The sequence below is a fragment of the Micrococcus sp. KBS0714 genome (genome assembly GCF_002008305.4).
Classification (GTDB): Bacteria; Actinomycetota; Actinomycetes; order Actinomycetales; family Micrococcaceae; genus Micrococcus; species Micrococcus luteus.
Genome location: NZ_CP042169.1, coordinates 912,958 through 931,549, shown reverse-complemented (window position 1 = coordinate 931,549; position 18,592 = coordinate 912,958). Strand labels below are relative to the sequence as shown.

Here is an 18,592-nt window from a genome sequence, read left to right as displayed (position 1 = left end):
GGTGTTCCCGGATCTCTCCGGCAACGAGTAAGAACTCTACACCCTCCGGGCGACGTGTGCAAAATCGGCGGGTCAGGCCGCCAGCCAGGTCCGCAGCCCGCCGATCGCCCGCATCCGCCAGCATGCGTGCTCCTCGTCCCAGAGCGGCTCCTCCGCCCCGCCGTGGGCGGGGGCGTCGGGGCTCATCCACACCGGAACGAGCCCCGCCGACCGGGCCCCCTCGACGTCGTGACGCAGACTGTCCCCCACCATGAGGGTGCGTCCCGGGTCCGTGCCCAGGCGGGAGCAGCCGGCCAGGAAGGGGGCCGGGTCCGGCTTCGGGGCCCCGGCCGTGTCCGAGCCGATCAGCACCTCGACCCACTCCAGACCGAGGGCGTCGGCCTTGCCGCGCTGGTAGGCCTCCACGTTGTTCGTGACGATCCCCACGCCACGGCCTGTTCCCCGCACCTCGGCGAGGACGTCGGCGGTCGCGGGGAACAGCGCCCAGTGCCCGCGCACGACCTCTTCGTAGTCGGTGGTCCACAGGCCGTCGAGCGGGGTCGCCGCGTCCTCGGGCACGCCGAGCGCGCGCAGGGCGTCGGCCACGCGGGCCAGCCGCTGCTCCTCGAACGTCAGCTCCCCGGCCACGTAGCGCCCGTAGTGGCCGCCGGCGTCGGACGCGAAGGCGTCGGTGGCCTCGGCCAGCACCGCCGGGTCGACGTCGGCGGCCCCGGCCCACTGCCGGCGCACCGTCGCGTCGAACGCGGCGTGCTGGGCGGAGCGCAGATCCAGCAGCGTGTCGTCCAGGTCGAAGAGGACGGCGTCCCAGGCCGGCGGCGCGGGCGCGCCCGCGGACCCGCCGGCCGGCGTCGTGCTGGCGTCCCGGCTCATGCGTCGGTGGGCCGGCCCTGGTCCAGGCCCTGCTCCGCGGCGAAGCGGTCCAGGCGGGCGAGCGCGGAGTCGCGGCCCAGGATCTCGAGCGACTCGAAGAGCGGCGGGGACACCTTGCGGCCGGTCACCGCGACGCGCACGGGGCCGAACGCCTGGCGCGGCTTGAGGCCGAGACCGTCGATGAGGGCGGCCCGCAGCGCCGCCTCGATGCGCTCGGTGGTGAACTCGTCCTCGGGCAGGGCGGCCAGCGCCTCCCGGGCCGCGGCGACGGCGGCCCCCAGGTCCGCCGGCATGCCCTTGAGGGCGCCCTCGGCCGTCCGGACGTCCCGGTCCGCCGTGAAGAGGAAGGCGAGCATCTCGACGGCCTCGCCGAGCAGCTGCACGCGCTCCTGCACGAGCGGGGCCGCGGCGGTGAGGATCTGCATCTCCCGCTCCGTCAGGTGCTCGCCCACGAGGCCGGCCGCGTGCAGGTAGGGCACGAGACGGTCGCGGAAGTCGGCCACGTCGAGCATGCGCACGTGCGTGCCGTTGATCGCGATCGCCTTCTTCTCGTCGAAGCGGGCGGGGTTGGCCAGCACCTTGTGCACGTCGAAGTGCTCCACGAACTGCTGCGGGGTGAAGATGTCCTCGTCCGCGGAGAGGGACCAGCCCAGCAGGCCGAGGTAGTTCAGCAGGCCCTCCGGGATGAAGCCGTTGTCCCGGTGCAGGAACAGGTTGGCCTGCGGGTCGCGCTTGGAGAGCTTCTTGTTGCCCTCGCCCATCACGTAGGGCAGGTGGCCGAACACCGGCATGTACCGGGCGACGCCGATCGCGTGCAGGGCGCGGTAGAGCGCGATCTGGCGCGGAGTCGAGGAGAGCAGGTCCTCACCGCGCAGCACGTGGGTGATGCCCATGAGCGCGTCGTCCACCGGGTTCACGAGGGTGTACAGCGGCGAGCCGTCCGCGCGCACCACCACGAAGTCCGGCACGGAGCCGGCCTTGAAGGTGATCTCCCCGCGCACCAGGTCGGTGAAGGTGATGTCCTCGTCCGGCATGCGCAGCCGCCAGACCGGCGCGCGGCCCTCGGCCTCGAAGGCGGCGATCTGCTCGTCCGTGAGGTCGCGGTCGTGGCCGTCGTAGCCGAGCTTGGGGTCGCGGCCGGCGGCCCGGTGACGGGCCTCGGTCTCCTCGGGGCTCGAGTAGGACGGGTAGATGTATCCGCCGGCCTTGAGCTTCTCGATCACGTCCGCGTAGATCTGCCCGCGCTGGGACTGACGGTACGGCTCGTGCGGGCCGCCGACCTCGACGCCCTCGTCCCAGTCGATCCCGAGCCAGCGCATCGCCTCGAGCAGCTGCTGGTAGGACTCCTCCGAGTCGCGCTTGGCGTCCGTGTCCTCGATGCGGAACACGAGGGTGCCGCCGGTGTGCCGCGCCCAGCCCCAGTTGAACAGGACGGTGCGGATCAGCCCCACGTGGGGGGTGCCGGTGGGCGAGGGGGCGAAGCGCACGCGCACGGGGGTCTCGGCGTCCACCTGGGGGACGTCGGCGAAGGGGGCGGGGGCGTTCTCGGACACGGGAGCGGTGGCGTCAGTCATGATGCCCCTGAGTCTACGCGGGGCCCGGGCGCCGTCGTCGGGCGCCCGCGTCAGCGGCGGAAGACGGTGGCGAGCACGCCGATGCCCTCGACCTCGGCCTCGACGCGCTGGCCCTCCTGGACCGTCCCGACCCCGCCCGGGGTGCCGGTCAGGATCACGTCGCCGGGCAGGAGGGTGAACATCTCCGAGGCCGCGGCCACGAGCTCGCGGACGCCGAAGACCATGTCCGTGGTCGTGCCGTCCTGGCGGGTCTCGCCGTCGAGCCGGGACGTGATGCGCAGGCCGCCGGCCGGCTCCACGTCCAGCTCGGTCTCGATCCACGGGCCCAGCGGGCAGGCGCCGTCGAAGCCCTTGGCGCGGGCCCACTGCAGGTCGGTGCGCTGGGCGTCGCGGGCGGTGAGGTCGTTGCCCACGGTGTAGCCGAAGACGACGTCGTCCACGCGGCTCACCGGCACGTCCTTGCAGATGGTGCCGATGACGACGGCGAGCTCGGCCTCGTAGGAGACCTCGTCCGACCAGCTCGGCAGGGTCACGGGCTCGTTCGGACCCACGACGGCGGTGTTCGGCTTGAGGAAGAACTGCGGCGAGGCGGGGACCTCGTTGCCGAGCTCCTTCGCGTGGTCGGCCCAGTTGCGGCCGACGCCCACGATCTTCGAGCGCGGGATGATCGGGGCCACGAGGCGCACGTCCTCGAGACGGTGTGTGGTGCCGGTGGGCTGGATCCCGTGGAAGAACGGGTCGCCCTGCAGGGCGGTGACGGTCAGCTCGGCGGGGTCGGCGTCGGCCGGGCCCTCCACGATGCCGTAGGTCGGTTCGGCCTGGTCCACGAAACGGGCGATGCGCATGGCCGCCAGCCTAGTGGGTGAGCGGCGGGCGCCGTCGCCGGACACCCCACCCGATGCCGACCCCGCTGACGCCGCGAGCCAGACGATTCGGCCGCGGCGGGCAGCCTGAGGCGACCGATTCGTCTGGCTCGCGGGCGGATTCGTCTGGCTCAGCGCGGTGGGGTGCGGTGCGGGGCGGGTCGAGACCGCTCAGCAGCAGCGGCTGCCCGGATTGGCCTCCTGGCGCGCGTACTCGGCCCGCCAGAACTCCCGCTCGGTCATCGGCGCGCGTTCCGGATGGTGCGCCCGGTGGTGGGCCACGTACGCGTCGTACTTCCCCTCGCCGGAGAGCTGGCGGACCCACCAGCGCGCCGCCTGCCAGGTTCGACGCGCGGGCGAGGCCTCCGCTGCGGGGGCGCCGCCCGGCGTCGTGCGCGGCGCGACCACGTCAGTGCCCCCGGACCGGCTGCTTCTCGGCCGGCAGCGCGTCCCACTGCGCCTGCAGCTCCTTCTCCTCGGCCGTGGCGAACAGCCCGGCCGGGGCGAAGCGCTGCGAGGGCACGTACGGGTCCTGGTGATCGATGACCTCGGTGCCGCGGAAGGCGCGCACCGTGGCGAGCACCGACGTCGTGATGACCACGAGCGCCAGCACGAGGAACACGATGGACAGCGTGCCCTGGATGAAGGTGTTGCGGACCACGGCCTCCATCGCCGGCACGGACTTCGCGGCGCCGAAGCTCGTGGCGCCCGAGGCCAGCGCGTCCTTGAACGCGTTGTGCTGCGCCCAGTAGCCCACCGCCGGGACCGACGAGAAGATCTTCTGGAAGCTCGCCACCGTGGTGACCACGGTGATGAAGCCCAGCGGCAGCGCCACGATCCACAGGCCCCGGAAGTGCCGGCGGCCGGCCACGATCGCCAGGACCACCGCGAGCGCGATGGCCGCCAGCAGCTGGTTGGCGATGCCGAACAGCGGGAACAGCGTGTTGATGCCGCCCAGCGGGTCGGTCACGCCCATGATCAGCACGGCGCCCCACGCGGCCACCATGATGCCGGTGCACACCCAGGCGCCCACGCGCCAGCCGGTGTCCTTGAAGCGCGGGACCACGTTGCCCAGGGAATCCTGGAGCATGAAGCGGGCCACGCGGGTGCCGGCGTCCACGGCGGTGAGGATGAACAGCGCCTCGAACATGATGGCGAAGTGGTACCAGAAGCCCATGAGGGCCTCGCCGCCGATCAGCTGGCCCATGATGATCGAGAGCCCGACGGCGAGCGTCGGGGCGCCACCCGTGCGGGAGACGACCGTGTCCTCGCCCACGAGGTTCGCCAGCGCGGTGAGCTGCTCGGGCGTGACGTCCACGCCGGCCAGGCCCAGGCTCATCACCCAAGCGGCCGCCGTCTCGGGGGTGCCGCCGGTGAGCGCGGCGGGGGCGTTCATGGCGAAGTAGATGCCGCGGTCGATGGACACGGCCGCCACGAGCGCCATGACCGCCACGAAGGCCTCCATGAGCATGCCGCCGTAGCCGATGAAGCGGGTCTGCCGCTCCTTCTCCACCATCTTGGGCGTCGTGCCCGAGGCGATCAGCGCGTGGAAGCCGGAGAGCGCACCGCACGCGATGGTGACGAACAGGAACGGGAACAGCGAACCGGGCCACACCGGGCCGGTCTGGCCCGAGGCGAACTCGGAGAACGCGGGGGTGCCGATGCGCGGCTGCACGACGACGATGGCCAGCGCGAGACCGGCGATCACGCCGATCTTCATGAAGGTGGACAGGTAGTCGCGCGGAGCGAGCAGCAGCCACACGGGCAGCACGGCCGCGACGAACCCGTAGATGATCACGGCCCAGGCGATGGTGGTGCGGTCCAGGGTGAACAGGGCCGCGCCCCACTCGGTCCCGGCCACCCAGCCGCCGCCGATGATGGCCGCCAGGAGCAGGACGAACCCGATCACGGAGATCTCGGTGATGCGGCCCGGGCGGATCCAGCGCAGGTACACGCCCATGAAGAGCGCGATCGGGATGGTCATGGCCACGGAGAACACGCCCCACGGGGACTCACCCAGGGCGTTGACCACCACGAGGGCCAGGATGGCCGTGATGATCACCATGATCAGCAGGGTCGCGACGATCGCGGCGGTGCCCCCGACGCGGCCCAGCTCGTCCCGGGCCATCTGGCCGAGCGAGCGGCCGCCGCGGCGCATCGAGAAGAACAGGACGAGGTAGTCCTGGACCGCGCCGGCCAGGATCACGCCGACGATGATCCAGATGGTGCCGGGCAGGTAGCCCATCTGCGCGGCGAGCACGGGGCCCACGAGCGGACCGGCGCCGGCGATGGCCGCGAAGTGGTGGCCGTAGAGCACGCGGCGGTCGGTGGCCACGTAGTCCCGGCCGTCGGCCCGGTACTCGGCCGGGGTGGCGCGGGTGTCGTCCGGGTGGACGATCATGCGCTCGACGTACTTCGAGTAGAAGCGGTAGCCGATCGCGAACGTCGCCACGGCGGCGAACACGAACCAGATCGCGTTGATCGTCTCGCCGCGGTGCAGGGCGAGCATGGTCCAGGCGACGCCGCCGAGCAGGGCGACGGCCACCCAGACGGCGATCTTCGCGGGCGTCCAGCGGGGCCGGCCGGCGGCCTCGGTGGGCGGGAGGTCTTCCGGCGTCGTGGCCGGGAGTGGGGCGCCCTCGGCGGCCGCGGAGGAGCGGTGCGAGCTCACGGGGGTCTCCGTTCGTGGGGTGGGGTCAGACGAGGCGGTGCAGCCAGCCGTGGCGGTCCTCGACGCGCCCGGTCTGGATGCCCTCGAGCTCGGTGCGGATCTTCAGGGCCACGTCGGCCCCGCCGGCGGACTCGATCACGTCGTCGCCGTCGAGCAGACGGCCGATCGGGGTCACGACGGCGGCGGTGCCGCACGCGAAGACCTCGGTGATCTCGCCCGAGCGGACGCCCTCGGCCCACTCGGCGAGGGTGACGCGACGCTCCTCGACGGTCAGGCCCATGTCCCGGCCGAGCTGGAGGATCGAGGAGCGGGTGACGCCCTCGAGGATCGTGCCGGTGAGCGCCGGGGTGACGAGGCGGCCGTCGGCGTGCACGAAGAACACGTTCATGCCGCCGAGCTCCTCGATCGCGTCGTCGTGGTACTGGTCGAGGAACACGACCTGGTCGGCGCCCTTCGCCGCGGCCTGCAGCTGGGGCAGCAGCGAGGCGGCGTAGTTGCCGCCGGTCTTGGCCGCGCCCGTGCCGCCCTTGCCGGCGCGGGCGTAGTCACGCGAGACCCAGATGGTCACCGGCTTGAGCTCGCCGCCGAAGTAGTTGCCGGCCGGCGAGGCGATCACCATGTACCGCACCTGCCGGGCCGGGCGGACGCCGAGGAACGCCTCGGAGGCGAACATGAAGGGGCGCAGGTAGAGGGACTGGCCCGGGCCGGTGGGCACCCAGGCCCGGTCCGCCTCGAGCTGGGCCCGCAGCGAGCCGAGGAACAGCTCCTCGGGCAGCTCCGGCAGGGCCAGGCGGCGGGCGGAGCGGTTCAGGCGGGCCGCGTTGGCCTCGGGGCGGAACGTCCACACCGACCCGTCCTCGTGCCGGTAGGCCTTCAGGCCCTCGAAGATCTCCTGGCCGTAGTGCAGCACGGCGGCCGCGGGGTCCAGGGACAGCGGGCCGTAGGGCTCCACGCGGGCGTCATGCCACGCGCCGCCGTCCTCGTCCCAGGTCCAGTCGATCGAGACCATGTGGTCCGTGAAGACGTTGCCGAAACCGGGGTCCTGGAGGATCTCGACGCGCTGCTGATCGGACATCGGGGACAGATGTGGTTGCCGCGTGAACACGGTCTCGGACACGGTGGGATCACTCCTCGTGACGGGTGACGGATGGGGACGGCTCCGGTGCCGGGCACGACGCGCGGGGGCCACGGCGCCGGGCGTGGCACACGCCACAGGCCGTCGCCCCATCCTAGACCCGGCGTCGACGCGCCGGGCCCGCGCGTCAGACCCGCGCGGCGACGTCGGCGCCCACCTCGGCGGTGGTGCCCCGCGCGCCGTCCACCCGGTCCTTCAGGTGCGCCCACACCGCGGTGCGCACGCGCGCCGCGGCGCCGGTCTCGCCCACGTGCTCGAGCAGCAGGGCGGCGGAGAGGATGGCGGCCACGGGGTCGGCGATCCCCTGGCCCGCGATGTCCGGAGCGGAGCCGTGGACCGGCTCGAACATCGACGGCGCCGTGCCCTCGACGTTGATGTTGCCGGAGGCGGCGAGCCCGATGCCGCCGGTCACGGCCGCGGCGAGGTCCGTGATGATGTCCCCGAACAGGTTGTCCGTCACGATCACGTCGAAGCGGGCCGGGTCCGTCGCCAGGAAGATCATGGCGGCGTCGACGTGCATGTAGTCCCAGGTGACCGCGGGGAAGTCGGCCCCCACGGACTCCACGGTGCGGCGCCACAGGTGGCCGGCGTGGACCAGGACGTTGTGCTTGTGCACGAGCGTGAGGCGCTTGCGCTCGCCCGCGTCGGCGCGACGGAAGGCGTCCTCGACGACGCGGCGCACGCCGAACGCCGTGTTCACGGAGACCTCCGTGGCGATCTCGTGCGGGGTGTCCACGCGGATCGCACCGCCGTTGCCCACGTACGGCCCCTCCGTGCCCTCGCGCACCACGGTGAAGTCGATCTCGCCGGGCGCGGCCAGGGGGCTGACGGCGCCGGGCAGCAGGGTGGCCGGGCGCAGGTTCACGCCGTGGTCCAGCGCGAAGCGCAGCTTGAGCAGCATGCCGCGCTCGATCAGCCCGGACGGGATGCGCTCGTCCCCGGGCGCGGCGCCGACGGCCCCGAACAGGATCGCGTCGTGGCGGCGAAGGGACTCGAGGACCTCGTCCGTGAGCGCCTCGCCGGTCTCGAGCCAGTGCTCCGCACCCAGCGGATACGGGGTGAGCCGGGCCTCCGGACGCCCCTCGGCACGCAGCGCCGCCTGCAGGACGGCGGCGGCCTGGTCGGTGACCTCGGGGCCGATGCCGTCGCCGCCGATGACGGCGATGTCCAAGGGGTCTGCGGAGCTGCGTGTGGTCTCGGTCATGGCCCTCAGGCTACGCGCGGCACGCGTGAGGACCACATCGTGTGACACCCGGTCTCACCCTCCGGACGGACTCAGTCCTCGGCGGGCTCCTCGTGCCGCGGGAAGACCGGCTGCGGGGCGGGCAGCGGGGTGCCGGGGACCAGGTCCTCGTGGAACGCGGCGAAGGACCGCGGGCCGGTGCCGGACGCGCCGGTGCGGCCGGCGTCGCCCTCGGCGGGGACGCCGAGCAGGTCCAGCAGCCGCGAGGCCGAGCCGGGCATCACCGGCTGCGCGAGCAGGGCCACCCGGCGCACGGCCTGCAACGTCACGTACAGCACCGTGCGCATGCGCGGCTCGTCCGTCTTGCGCAGCACCCACGGGGCCTGGTCCGCGAAGTAGGCGTTGATCTCACCGAGCACGCGCCAGGTCTCCTCGAGCGCGTCGTGGAAGTCCTGCACCGCGTACGCGGACCGGGAGCGCTCCAGCAGGGCGTCGACCTGGGCCAGGACGGCGCGGTCCGCCTCGGTGAACTCGCCCGGCTCGGGCACGGCGGCGCCGCAGTTCTTGGCCACCATGGACAGCGAGCGCTGGGCGAGGTTGCCGAGGTTGTTGGCCAGGTCCGCGTTCTTGCGGCTCACCACGGCCTCGTGGCTGTAGGAGCCGTCCGCGCCGAACGGGAACTCGCGCAGCAGGAAGAAGCGAATGGCGTCCAGGCCGTACCGGGCCACCCATTCCCGCGGGTGCACCACGTTGCCCAGGGACTTGGACATCTTGGCCCCGTTGTTGTTCAGGAAGCCATGGATCATGACGCGGCGCGGCAGCTCGAGGCCGGCCGACATGAGGAACGCGGGCCAGAAGATGCAGTGGAACCGGGAGATGTCCTTGCCGATCACGTGCAGGTCCGCCGGCCAGTAGCGCGCGAACGCCTCCGGGTCCTCCGCCGGCCAGCCCGCGCCGGTGAGGTAGTTCGTCAACGCGTCGACCCAGACGTAGGTGACGTGGTCGGCGCGCCGGTCGGCGTCGGCGGCGTCGGGGTCCGCGGGCGCCGGCAGGTCGATGCCCCACTGGAAGGAGGTCCGGGAGATGGACAGGTCCTCGAGCCCGGCCTCCACGAAGCGGATGACCTCGTTGAAGCGGTACCGGGGGGCGGCGAAGTCCGGGTGCTCGCGGTAGTGGTCCAGCAGCGGCTGCTGGTACTTGGACAGGCGGAAGAAATAGGACTCCTCCTCCGTCCACGTCACCTCGGTGCCGGTCTCGACGGCGCGGCGCACCCCGTCCTGACCCACCTCGGTCTCGTCCTCGCCGAAGTAGCGTTCGTCCCGCACGGAGTACCAGCCGGCGTAGGAGCCGAGGTAGATGTCCCCGTTGGCCTCCATCCGCCGCCAGATCTCGCGGACGGCCTCGGCGTGGTCCGTGTCCGTGGTGCGGATGAAGCGGTCGTAGGAGATGTCCAGGACGTCGTCGTCCATCTCCTTGAAGACGGCGGCGTTGCGCGTGGCCAGCTCGAGGGCGCTCACGCCCTGCTGCTGCGCCGTCTGCTCCATCTTCTGGCCGTGCTCGTCCGTGCCGGTCAGGAAGCGCACATCCCGCCCGTCGAGCCGCTGGAAGCGGGCCATCGCGTCCGAGGCGATGTACTCGTAGGCGTGGCCGATGTGCGGCTCGCCGTTCGGGTAGGAGATGGCCGTGGTCAGGTAGTACGGGGCGCGGGCGTCAGTCACAGTCGTCGAGTCTAGCCGCGGGGCCGGGGCCCGCGCCGAGGACGACGTCGTCCGCGCCGGCGTCCGGGACGCCGTCGGCGGTCACCTGCAGATGGCCCGGCGCAGGCCGCAGGTGGAGGTGGGCCCACGGGGCCACCACGAGCACGGACGCCCCGATCATCTCGGTCAGCTCCTCCGCGTGGGTCGCCACGTGGTAGGCCAGGGTGCTGCGCCCGATCCCGAAGACGAGCGGCACCGCCTCGAGGACGATCGCGCCGAAGAAGAACACCGCGCCGCCCGCCACCGTCAGCGCTCGGGTCCGGCGGGGCAGGGCGACGGTGCACAGCGCGAGCAGCCCGAGGACGACGATCGCGGCCGGCGCGCCGAGGATCAGCCACTGGAACGCGGGCAGCGGGTTCTCCCCCGCGAACGGCAGAACCTCCCACAGCTGGCCGGCCTGCTCGTGGATCTGCGTCGACTCGTCCAAGCTCATGGCCGCCAGCAGGGCCGCGGGGGTCAACCACGCGAGCAGGCTCCGCCGCCGATCCGCCCCCAGCGCGCGGCGCACGAGACCCACCGTGGTGAAGCCCGCGGCCCCCAGCAGGAGCAGGCCCGAGCTCCACCACGCGGTGAGGTTGGCCTCGTGGTTCACGTCGAAGACCGGCTCATCCGAATCCAGGGTGTAGTCGGGGTCTGAACCCGCCGGTCTCGAGCAGGGATCTGGCGATGTAGTTGGTCAGGTTGCGGAACCCCAGCGCCGAGCCGCGCAGGTGCTCGAGCCTGCCGTTGATCGCCTCGGTGGGCCCGTTGGAGGTGCTGGGCCGGTCGAAGTAGGCCAGGACGTCGGCGGCGCGCTTCTTCAGCGTCCTGCCGAGCTTGGTGATCTCGACCAGGGCCTTGGGGACGCCGGTGCTGATCGAGTCGATGAGCCGGGCCATCAGCTCGCGGCCGTGGCGCCGGTTCTCGTGGCGGTAGGCGGCGATCATGCGCTGGTAGACGCTCCAGGTGACCTCGACCTCGACGTGGGCGTCGTCGGCGAACAGGGTGTCCAGTCGGTCCTTCTGCTTGTCGTTGAGCAGGTCGACGCCGGTGGACAGGGTCCGGCGGGCGGCATAGAGCGGGTCGCCCTTGCGGCCGCGGTGCCCACAGATGGCCTGCTGAACTCGCCGTCGGCACTCATCGAGCGCCTCGCCAGCGAGGCGCGTGACGTGGAAGGGATCTAGCACGGTCACCACGTCGGGCAGTTCCTCGACGGCGGCGGTCTTGAACCCGGTGAAGCCGTCCATCGCGACCACCTCCACGCCGTCGCGCCAGTCCTGCGGGCGGTCGGCCAGCCAGGTCTTGAACGCCTGCTTGGAGCGTCCTTCGACCATGTTCAGCAGCCGTGCCGGGCCGGTGCCATCTCGCACTGGGGTGAGGTCGATGATCACGGTGACGTACCTGTCGCCGCGACGGGTGTGCCTCCACACGTGCTCATCGACCCCGACGACCTTCACCCCCTCGAAGCGGTGCTCCTCGTCGATCAGCACCCGCTTGCCCTCGGCCAGAACGGCGTCGTTGGCGGTGTCCCAGGCCACCCCGAGCCCCTCGGCGACCCGAGCCACGGTCAGGTGCTGGACCACGATCCCTTCCAGCGCCCACCGCAGAGCGCGCCGAGACAACTTGGCCCGGGGCTCGGCCGAGGCGGTGGTGTCCTGGCGCCACACATACCCGCAGCCGCTGCAGCGGTAACGGCGCACGACGACCTCCAGCGTCGTGGGCCGCCAGCCCAGTGGTTCGTGGGCAAGCCGTCGGACCACGGTGTCACGTGGTCTCCCTTCGCAGCCGCAGCGCCGGCACCACTGGTCGGGCTCGACCACCTGACAGGCCAATACGGCACGATCCGGCTCGAGTCGCTGCCCGGTGACAACGAGGCCGAGTTCGTCGAGGCGGCAGAAGGCAGTCAGGTCGGGGCTGGCGAACGCATCAGCGCGCCCGCCGACGGTAGCGTCGTGCACGTCGAGGTCTTTCGGGCTGAGTGTGTAGGAGCTCTCATCCTCGGGAGACCTCGACCTCTATCCGGCCACCGACGCGCCGGCCCGCCGCGCGACGTGCGCTACACCCTCATCTGGGAAGAGCCGGATTCGCCGGCACGCCTTCGGGCAAGTGCTGCGCTAACCATCCGACAGGTCGGCGTGGGAGGAGCAGGTCCTCCCGACCCGGGTCGGCTCACGGTCCCCGCGCGAGGATGTCCCGCGTTCCAGGGTGATGATGTCGCGCAGGAAGGACGTGAGCAGCAACGCCAAGCTGAGTGCCAGGATGATGCAGGCTCCCGTGAGGGGAACCACGGGGACCAGCGCCACCACCAGGACCACCGCCTGTATCGCTGCGACGACCCGGCGGAATTGGCTGAAATCCAGGGGCTCCCGCCATGCGGGCCGGAACCACGACAGGACGACGAAGGCATATCGCATCAGGCCGATGGCCAGGACCCAGGGGCCGATGGTGAAGGCCAGGGGCACCGTGAGCACCAGCAGCAAGGCGGCGTCGGTTTCCATGTCCAGACGCGACCCCTGGGCCGAGGCGGTGCCGGTGTGCCGGGCCACCCTGCCGTCGACGGCGTCCAGCAGGACGGCGGGTGCCGCCAACAGGACCAGCCACCAGGAACGATGCGGAGCCGTGTCGAGGGCGGCCAGCATGACGATCGTCGCGCAACCGCCGCCGAGCACCGCCCGGCTTAGGGTGACACGGTCGGCCAGGGTGGAGAACAGGGGGTTGCGCCGCACCATGGTCACCACGGCGACCGAGACCAGGGTCAAGCCGCTGGCGATGGCGGCGACGCTGCCCCAGGCAGACGTCTTGCCGAAGTGGACGAGCGTGACGCCCAGCCCCACGGAGCCCACGACGGTGCAGAGTACATCGACCATCGCCTGTCGCCGGAACGGCGTCGTCGGATGGCGCATCGGATTCCTCGGTGATCGGGGGTATCTCCTGGCGAGTCTACCGACGCCCAGCCCGCCCCAGGCCTCGCGGGTGCGTCCGGGGCCGGAGCCGTCCGGTATCCGGGCATAATCGGAGCATGGATTCACCGCAGTCGATGGACAGCACCGCCTATTGGACAACGGCACCCGGCGCCGGGGAATTCCGACGCGCCCGGCTGCGGCCTCCGGGGGTGGGAGAAGCGCTGGTGCGCAGCCTCTACTCCGGGGTGAGCCGGGGGACCGAGATGCTGGTGTACCGCGGAGAAGTGCCTCCGGAGGTCGCCGGACGGATGCGCGCCCCGTTCCAAGAGGGGGAGTTTCCCTTTCCGGTGAAGTACGGATACCTCTCCGTCGGGGTCGTCGAACAGGGGCCGGACGATCTTCTCGGACGTCGGACTTTCTGCCTGTATCCCCACCAGGACCGGTACGTTGTCCCCGTCGACGCGTTGACGGTGATCCCCGACGACGTCCCCAGCAGGCGTGCCGTCCTGGCCGGGCCCGTGGAAACGGCATTGAACGCGCTGTGGGATGCCCCACCGTGCATCGGCGACCGTATCGCGGTCATCGGTGGCGGGATGATCGGTGCTTCGCTGGCTGTGTTGCTGAGCCGCTTCCCCCTGGGCCGACTTCAGCTGGTCGACACAGATCCGGTGAAGCGGGACATGGCCCGGGCCATGGGCATCGAGGCCGTGGAACCGGAGGCATTGCAGGCAGAATGCGACATCATCTACCACGCCTCCACCACCGAAGCGGGGCTGGCCCAGGGGCTGGAACGACTGGGCGACGAGGGAGAGCTCGTCGAACTTTCGTGGTTCGGCTCCCATGTTCCGGCAGTCCCCCTCGGCACCAGCTTCCACGCTCGCCGGCTGCGGATCACCGCCAGCCAGGTCTCCACCATCGGTCGTGCCCGCCGTTACCGGCGGACCCACGCCGCGCGCATGGACCTGGTCATGCACATGCTCCAGGACCCGGTGTTCGATGCCCTGATCAGTGGGGAGTCCGGCTTCGCGGACTTGCCCGGTGCCATCGCCGGCCTCGCACAGGGGGAGTTGCCGACGCTTTGCCGGGCCATCCGCTATCCCGATCCCGGCCCGCGTGGTTAGGCTCGGAACATGTATCGATTGACCGTCCGCGACCACGTCATGATCGCGCATAGCCTTCCTGACCCGTTCTTCGGCCCTGCCCAGGCCCTTCATGGTGCGACCCTGGTGGTGGAGGTGACCTGGCGCCGCAGGGAGCTCGGTCCACAGTCCGTCGTCATGGATATAGGGGCCGCAACATCCATGCTTTCCGAGGTGCTCGAGCCCTTGCGCTACACAAACCTGGATGAACACCCTGCCTTCGCCGGTCGGCTGAGCACCACTGAAGCCATCGCCGGGCACATCAGCGATGAGCTGCGCCGCCACTTCGACACCACGGAGTTCGCCGGAATGGAAGTCTTGCTGCGGGAGCATCCCGATGCGTGGGCAGCGCATGATGTCGACTTCGCATGAACCGCTGGCAACGACGTTCATCATCCCGACGGGGCTGCCTGGTCCTAGCGGCGGAAGCCGTTACAACAAGGCGCTAATCCGAGCCCTCGAGGCCGCGGGGTGCTCCGTGTCCGTCTGCGGGGTCCCCGGCCCGTGGCCCCGGCCCGAGGCGCGGGACCTTGAACGGCTCCGCGCGGCCTTGGCAGGCCGGGAGCAAGTGGTCGTTGACGGCCTGATCGCGTCGTCGGCCCCCGACGAGATCCAGGCCGCCGCCGCGTCGGGAACGCGGGTGCACGTCCTCTTCCACCTGTCGCTGCTCGTTGATGGCGCCGTGCCGCCCGATGGCAGCGGGCGGGCGGCAGCCCTGGAACGACGGGCCCTGCAGTCGGCACACACCGTGATCTGCACGAGTAACTGGGCCGCACGAGACGTCGTGAACCGTTACGGCCCGCTCCCGACCCGTGTGGTGTCCCCCGGCACCGATCAGGCCCCGCTGGCCGTCGGGAGCGCCCCGCCCCAGCTGCTGCTGCTGGCATCGGTCACGCCGCGCAAGAACCAACTGGCCATCCTGCGGGCCCTGGCGGCACTCACCGAACTGGACTGGCAGGCACTGCTGGTCGGCCCCGATGCCGCCGATCCCGACTACGCCCAGCGCGTGCGATTATTCGCCGAGGCCGCCTTCCCTCCCGGCCGGGTCCAGGTCCTCGGTTCCCGGACCGGTCCGGGACTAGAGCGCATCTGGTCCGCGAGCGACCTGTTGCTTCTCGTCTCCCGGGCGGAGACCTTCGGAATGGTCGTGACGGAGGCCGTGGCCCGAGGCATCCCCGCGATCGTCGGTGCCGGCACCGGAGCGGAAGAGGCGCTCGCCCTTGGCCCACACGCACCTCCCGGAATTGCAGTGGCCCCTGATGACACCGCCGCACTGGAGGAGGTACTGCGTGGTTGGCTGAGCGATCCCGCGCAACGGGCGGCTTGGCGCCGGTCGGCCGAGGGTGCGCGCGGTATGCTGCCCACATGGGACGACTCGGCAGACCTGATGCTGCGGATCCTCACGCCGTGAAACGACCCGAACGCCCGATCTCCAGTGATTGGCTGGACCTGAGGCGCCCTGCCGACGAACGGGCACGCGCCGGCTCAGCCCCCCTGCTCGATGCGCTCGCCGAACACTTCACGGAAACCGGCGCAGACAGCCCCGTGGACGTCATCGACGTCGGCGCCGGCACCGGTGCCAACCCGGCCTGGCTGGCACCGCGCCTGCGGTTCAGCCAGCAGTGGACGCTGCTGGACCACGACGCGGACCTGCTGGAACTCGTCCCCTCCCAGCTGCAGGATGCGCGGGTGCGACACGTCAGGCGGGTCACTGCCGGGATCGAGGATCTCGGGAGCCTGGACGAGGCGGAGCAGGACCGGTGCCTGATCACTTGCTCGGCGGTGCTTGATTTGCTCACCATGGACCAGCTAGCCGGTTTCTGCGATTTTCTGGCCGAGCGGCGCATGCCGGCCCTGCTCAGCCTCAGCGTCACCGGCGACGTGGTCCTGGATCCCGGCCACTGGGCGGACGCCCAGATCACCCGGGCCTTCAACCAGCACCAACGACGCGGGTCGCTGGCCGGGCCCGACGCCGTCGGGTATGCCGCCGGCCGGCTCCGTGCCGATGGCATGCGTGTGGAGGTCGCGGAATCGCCCTGGAAGCTGGGCCCCGCCGATGACGTACTGCTGCGCCGCTACCTGCACGACCGGGCGCAGGCCGTCATCGAAGGCGCGCCGGACATGGGGGACGTCGTGGATTCCTGGTTGGCCGAGCACTTGGGGCAATCGGACGAGGGCAGGCTGCACGTGGAGGTGCGCCACCGCGAGCTCCTCTGCCTGCCGCCAGGATGATCGGCCACGCGCCATGAACCGCAGGGCACTGCTCCTGGCCCTGCTGCAAGTCGCCGTCGCCGCGGGAATCCTCGGATGGGTGGTCCTGCTCTTCGGCACGGGCCCCTTTGTCGCGGCTGTTCGCGTCCTCACCTGGCCGGGAGTCGTCGGAGCCCTGGTCCTGGGTTCCATCGGTGTGCTGGTGCAGGCCCAACGGTGGAGGCTGATTGCCCGGAGGCATGGCATCGAATTGGGATGGCGCGCGGCCGCCGAGCGGTGCTGGCAGGCCGCGTTCATCAACTCGGTCCTGCCTGGGGGGCTGGCGGGAGATGTCGTCCGGGCAGCCGAACAGCGCCCCGTCGGCGCCGGCCGGCGACGCGACATGGTCAAGCGCAGTCTCGGCGTCGTGGCCGCCGAGCGGTTGGCGGGCACCTCGGTGGTCTTCCTCGCCGCAGGTTTCGCACTGCTGGCCGTTCGCCCCGGCCTGGGTGGGCTTGGCCTGCTCGTGGCCGCTGTCGCAGCGACGGCGGCCTGGCCGTGGTTGCGGCGCCTCGGAGTACGGGACATCGGGCTGGTGTGGGGGCTATCGGCTGTCGGCTGGTGCTCGTTCGCCGGATTGTTCCTGCTGGCTTGCCTTGCCGTGTCTCCCGACCTGCCGCCGGCGCAGATCCCCTACCTGGCAGCGGTCACCCTGGCCGGAATGTCCATTCCGCTCAACGTGGCCGGATGGGGGCCTCGTGAAGGCGCCGCGGCGTTGGGGTTCATGGCCTGGGGCCATGCGGCGCAGCAGGGCGTGGAAGTGTCGGTCGCCTACGGAATCCTGGCGCTGGTGTCAGTCCTGCCCGGTGGGCTGGTTCTCCTGGTCCGCACGGTGCAGGGCAGCCGGCGACGCCGGCTTGGCGGCGGAGAAATCGAACTCGGTGCACACGTCATCGCCCAGGACGAAGCGGCGCACGGGGGCGGAGAGGGCTCCGGAAAGAGCGTCGGCCCCGTCGAAACGAATCCCGGGGACCCCGTCTCCCACCAATAGCGGTGCGCTGGTCAGGTAGAGGCGGTCCAGGACGCCGGCATGCAGGAACCCGGACACGGTCAGGCCGCCGCCTTCGATGAGCACGCGGCCCAAACCTTGATCAGCCAGGTATTGGAGGATGGCGGCCGGTTCGAAGCCCGTCGAGGTCTCCAGCCGGTGCACGCTCACATGGGGGGCCAGCGATGCGGGCACCGACGCGTCGGAGCCGACCAGCCACAATGTCCGGCTCCGTGGGTCGGTGAGGACCTTGGCCGTCAGCGGGATGCGCGCATGTGGATCGACGACGACGCGCGCGGGGTCAGCGCCGTTGACCGCACGGACCGTGAGCTGGCAGTCATCTGCCGCCACGGTCTGGGCGCCGACCAGCACTGCATCAACCAGGGCCCGCAACCGGTGCAAGTGCTCCCGGTCCGCTTCCCCGGTGACGAAGCAGGCATCGCCGGTGCGCGAGGCGATGAATCCGTCAAGGCTTTGACCCAGCTGCCCGATCACGAGGCGGGGTCCGGCTTCGACCAGCGGACCGTAGCGCAGCACGAGGGCCTCTTCCTGCGGGGTCAGGGGACCTGTTGGCACCCGAGCGCCGGCCAGCAGGTCCCACGCGTTGCGTTCGGGCGGCAGGTCATGGCGCATCCGGGCCCGCTTCGTCGAGAGATACCGCGAGTTCTCCGGCCGGTCGGCAACGTTCAACCGCACCCGTGCCTCGACGTGGATGCCCAATGCTTCCAGGGCTTCCTGTTTCGCGGGGTTCGAGGAGAGCAACCGGATCTTCCCGACCCCCAGTTCACGCAGTATCTGCGCGCTCTGATCGTAATCGCGGGCGTCGGCCGGCAAACCCAAATGCGTGTTCGCGTCCACGGTGTCGATGCCGGAGTCCTGGAGGGCGTAGGCCCTCAGCTTGTCCAGGAGCCCGATGCCGCGTCCCTCATGGCCGCGAATGTAGATGAGCACCCCGCGCCCCGCAGCGCCGATGGCCTGCAGGGCTGCGTCCAGCTGCTCGCCGCAATCGCACCGGTAGGATCCCAGGGCGTCGCCGGTGAGGCATTCGGAATGCAATCTCACCAATGGGAGCTCGCCGTCGTCTGCCGCCACGTCGCCCAAGGTGAGGGCCACATGATCCGTGCCGCGGCCATCCCGGTAGCCCAGCAGGGCGAAGTCCCCATGCCGCGTGGGGAGGTGGGTGGCCACGACCCGGGTGACATCTGGCGATTCCTCGGAGGTCCTGAATTCGAGAGACATGGCCCCAGCCTATGTGCATGGTGCTTCACGGCCACGTCGGC

The 18,592-nt window shown here is 71.2% G+C and carries 16 protein-coding genes and 1 pseudogene; 5 read left to right on the top strand and 12 right to left on the bottom strand.

Going from position 1 to position 18,592, the window contains the following annotated elements; genetic code table 11:
* Positions 1 to 72 precede the first annotated feature (72 nt).
* From B1A86_RS04255 to B1A86_RS04205, 11 genes are all read right to left on the bottom strand, one after another.
* Entirely contained in the window at positions 73 to 870 is a 798-nt protein-coding gene (locus tag B1A86_RS04255; RefSeq protein ID WP_036382082.1) for an HAD family hydrolase, read from the bottom strand.
* Positions 867 to 2,444: a glutamate--tRNA ligase gene (gene gltX, locus B1A86_RS04250; RefSeq protein ID WP_036382085.1), complete on the bottom strand. Its 1,578-nt coding sequence runs from the start codon at positions 2,442 to 2,444 to the stop codon at positions 867 to 869. Before gltX ends, B1A86_RS04255 begins: the two co-directional genes overlap by 4 nt.
* 50 nt (positions 2,445 to 2,494) lie before the next feature.
* Entirely contained in the window at positions 2,495 to 3,289 is a 795-nt protein-coding gene (locus tag B1A86_RS04245; protein ID WP_044659174.1) for a fumarylacetoacetate hydrolase family protein, read from the bottom strand.
* Positions 3,290 to 3,478: 189 nt separating this feature from the next.
* Positions 3,479 to 3,715, bottom strand: coding sequence for a YbdD/YjiX family protein (locus tag B1A86_RS04240; protein WP_044659175.1), 237 nt, complete (start codon positions 3,713 to 3,715; stop codon positions 3,479 to 3,481).
* 1 nt (position 3,716) lies between these two features.
* Positions 3,717 to 5,978: a carbon starvation CstA family protein gene (locus tag B1A86_RS04235; RefSeq protein ID WP_044659176.1), complete on the bottom strand. Its 2,262-nt coding sequence runs from the start codon at positions 5,976 to 5,978 to the stop codon at positions 3,717 to 3,719.
* Between the two features lie 25 nt (positions 5,979 to 6,003).
* Positions 6,004 to 7,053 (bottom strand): branched-chain amino acid aminotransferase, encoded by a 1,050-nt coding sequence (locus B1A86_RS04230; RefSeq protein WP_044659184.1) that lies wholly within the window; start codon positions 7,051 to 7,053, stop codon positions 6,004 to 6,006.
* Positions 7,054 to 7,240: 187 nt separating this feature from the next.
* Positions 7,241 to 8,317, bottom strand: coding sequence for a 3-isopropylmalate dehydrogenase (locus B1A86_RS04225; RefSeq protein WP_063190344.1), 1,077 nt, complete (start codon positions 8,315 to 8,317; stop codon positions 7,241 to 7,243).
* A gap of 71 nt (positions 8,318 to 8,388) precedes the next feature.
* Positions 8,389 to 10,014 (bottom strand): methionine--tRNA ligase, encoded by a 1,626-nt coding sequence (metG, locus tag B1A86_RS04220; RefSeq protein WP_063190343.1) that lies wholly within the window; start codon positions 10,012 to 10,014, stop codon positions 8,389 to 8,391.
* Complete coding sequence (locus B1A86_RS04215) at positions 10,007 to 10,645, bottom strand: hypothetical protein (protein WP_225348407.1); 639 nt, start codon at positions 10,643 to 10,645, stop codon at positions 10,007 to 10,009. The genes metG and B1A86_RS04215 overlap by 8 nt, the downstream gene beginning before the upstream one ends.
* 13 nt (positions 10,646 to 10,658) lie before the next feature.
* Positions 10,659 to 11,990 (bottom strand): ISL3-like element ISPfr3 family transposase, encoded by a 1,332-nt coding sequence (locus tag B1A86_RS04210; protein ID WP_078026039.1) that lies wholly within the window; start codon positions 11,988 to 11,990, stop codon positions 10,659 to 10,661.
* A 156-nt stretch (positions 11,991 to 12,146) separates the two neighbouring features.
* Positions 12,147 to 12,935 carry a CDP-alcohol phosphatidyltransferase family protein gene (locus tag B1A86_RS04205; RefSeq protein WP_020628162.1) on the bottom strand — a complete coding sequence of 263 codons (789 nt, stop codon included), beginning with the start codon at positions 12,933 to 12,935 and terminating at the stop codon, positions 12,147 to 12,149.
* Positions 12,936 to 13,051: 116 nt separating this feature from the next.
* Between B1A86_RS04205 and B1A86_RS04200 the strand changes: the two genes are divergently transcribed.
* From B1A86_RS04200 to B1A86_RS04185, 5 genes and pseudogenes are all read left to right on the top strand, one after another.
* Positions 13,052 to 14,056 (top strand): zinc-binding alcohol dehydrogenase, encoded by a 1,005-nt coding sequence (locus tag B1A86_RS04200; protein WP_063188800.1) that lies wholly within the window; start codon positions 13,052 to 13,054, stop codon positions 14,054 to 14,056.
* A gap of 9 nt (positions 14,057 to 14,065) precedes the next feature.
* Positions 14,066 to 14,446, top strand: coding sequence for a 6-carboxytetrahydropterin synthase (locus B1A86_RS04195; protein ID WP_020621494.1), 381 nt, complete (start codon positions 14,066 to 14,068; stop codon positions 14,444 to 14,446).
* Positions 14,343 to 15,485, top strand: a complete 1,143-nt coding sequence (locus B1A86_RS04190; protein WP_078026038.1) for a glycosyltransferase family 4 protein — start codon at positions 14,343 to 14,345, stop codon at positions 15,483 to 15,485. Before B1A86_RS04195 ends, B1A86_RS04190 begins: the two co-directional genes overlap by 104 nt.
* Positions 15,482 to 16,306 carry a class I SAM-dependent methyltransferase gene (locus tag B1A86_RS11565; protein ID WP_020621496.1) on the top strand — a complete coding sequence of 275 codons (825 nt, stop codon included), beginning with the start codon at positions 15,482 to 15,484 and terminating at the stop codon, positions 16,304 to 16,306. Before B1A86_RS04190 ends, B1A86_RS11565 begins: the two co-directional genes overlap by 4 nt.
* Before the next feature lie 13 nt (positions 16,307 to 16,319).
* Positions 16,320 to 17,069, top strand: a pseudogene (locus tag B1A86_RS04185) (lysylphosphatidylglycerol synthase transmembrane domain-containing protein); the annotation flags it as partial.
* Between the two features lie 48 nt (positions 17,070 to 17,117).
* Here B1A86_RS04185 and ribA read toward each other — a convergent pair.
* Positions 17,118 to 18,551 (bottom strand): GTP cyclohydrolase II, encoded by a 1,434-nt coding sequence (ribA, locus tag B1A86_RS11705; protein WP_020621497.1) that lies wholly within the window; start codon positions 18,549 to 18,551, stop codon positions 17,118 to 17,120.
* Between the last annotated feature and the right edge of the window lie 41 nt (positions 18,552 to 18,592).

What these genes read in the sequence shown, in the direction of transcription:
- B1A86_RS04255 (WP_036382082.1), bottom strand. Translation starts at nt 870, where the DNA reads ATGAGCCGGGACGCCAGCACGACGCCGGCCGGCGGGTCCGCGGGCGCG.
- gltX (WP_036382085.1), bottom strand. Translation starts at nt 2,444, where the DNA reads ATGACTGACGCCACCGCTCCCGTGTCCGAGAACGCCCCCGCCCCCTTC.
- B1A86_RS04245 (WP_044659174.1), bottom strand. Translation starts at nt 3,289, where the DNA reads ATGCGCATCGCCCGTTTCGTGGACCAGGCCGAACCGACCTACGGCATC.
- B1A86_RS04230 (WP_044659184.1), bottom strand. Translation starts at nt 7,053, where the DNA reads ATGTCCGATCAGCAGCGCGTCGAGATCCTCCAGGACCCCGGTTTCGGC.
- B1A86_RS04225 (WP_063190344.1), bottom strand. Translation starts at nt 8,317, where the DNA reads ATGACCGAGACCACACGCAGCTCCGCAGACCCCTTGGACATCGCCGTC.
- B1A86_RS04205 (WP_020628162.1), bottom strand. Translation starts at nt 12,935, where the DNA reads ATGCGCCATCCGACGACGCCGTTCCGGCGACAGGCGATGGTCGATGTA.
- B1A86_RS04200 (WP_063188800.1), top strand. Translation starts at nt 13,052, where the DNA reads ATGGATTCACCGCAGTCGATGGACAGCACCGCCTATTGGACAACGGCA.
- B1A86_RS04195 (WP_020621494.1), top strand. Translation starts at nt 14,066, where the DNA reads ATGTATCGATTGACCGTCCGCGACCACGTCATGATCGCGCATAGCCTT.
- B1A86_RS04190 (WP_078026038.1), top strand. Translation starts at nt 14,343, where the DNA reads ATGAGCTGCGCCGCCACTTCGACACCACGGAGTTCGCCGGAATGGAAG.
- ribA (WP_020621497.1), bottom strand. Translation starts at nt 18,551, where the DNA reads ATGTCTCTCGAATTCAGGACCTCCGAGGAATCGCCAGATGTCACCCGG.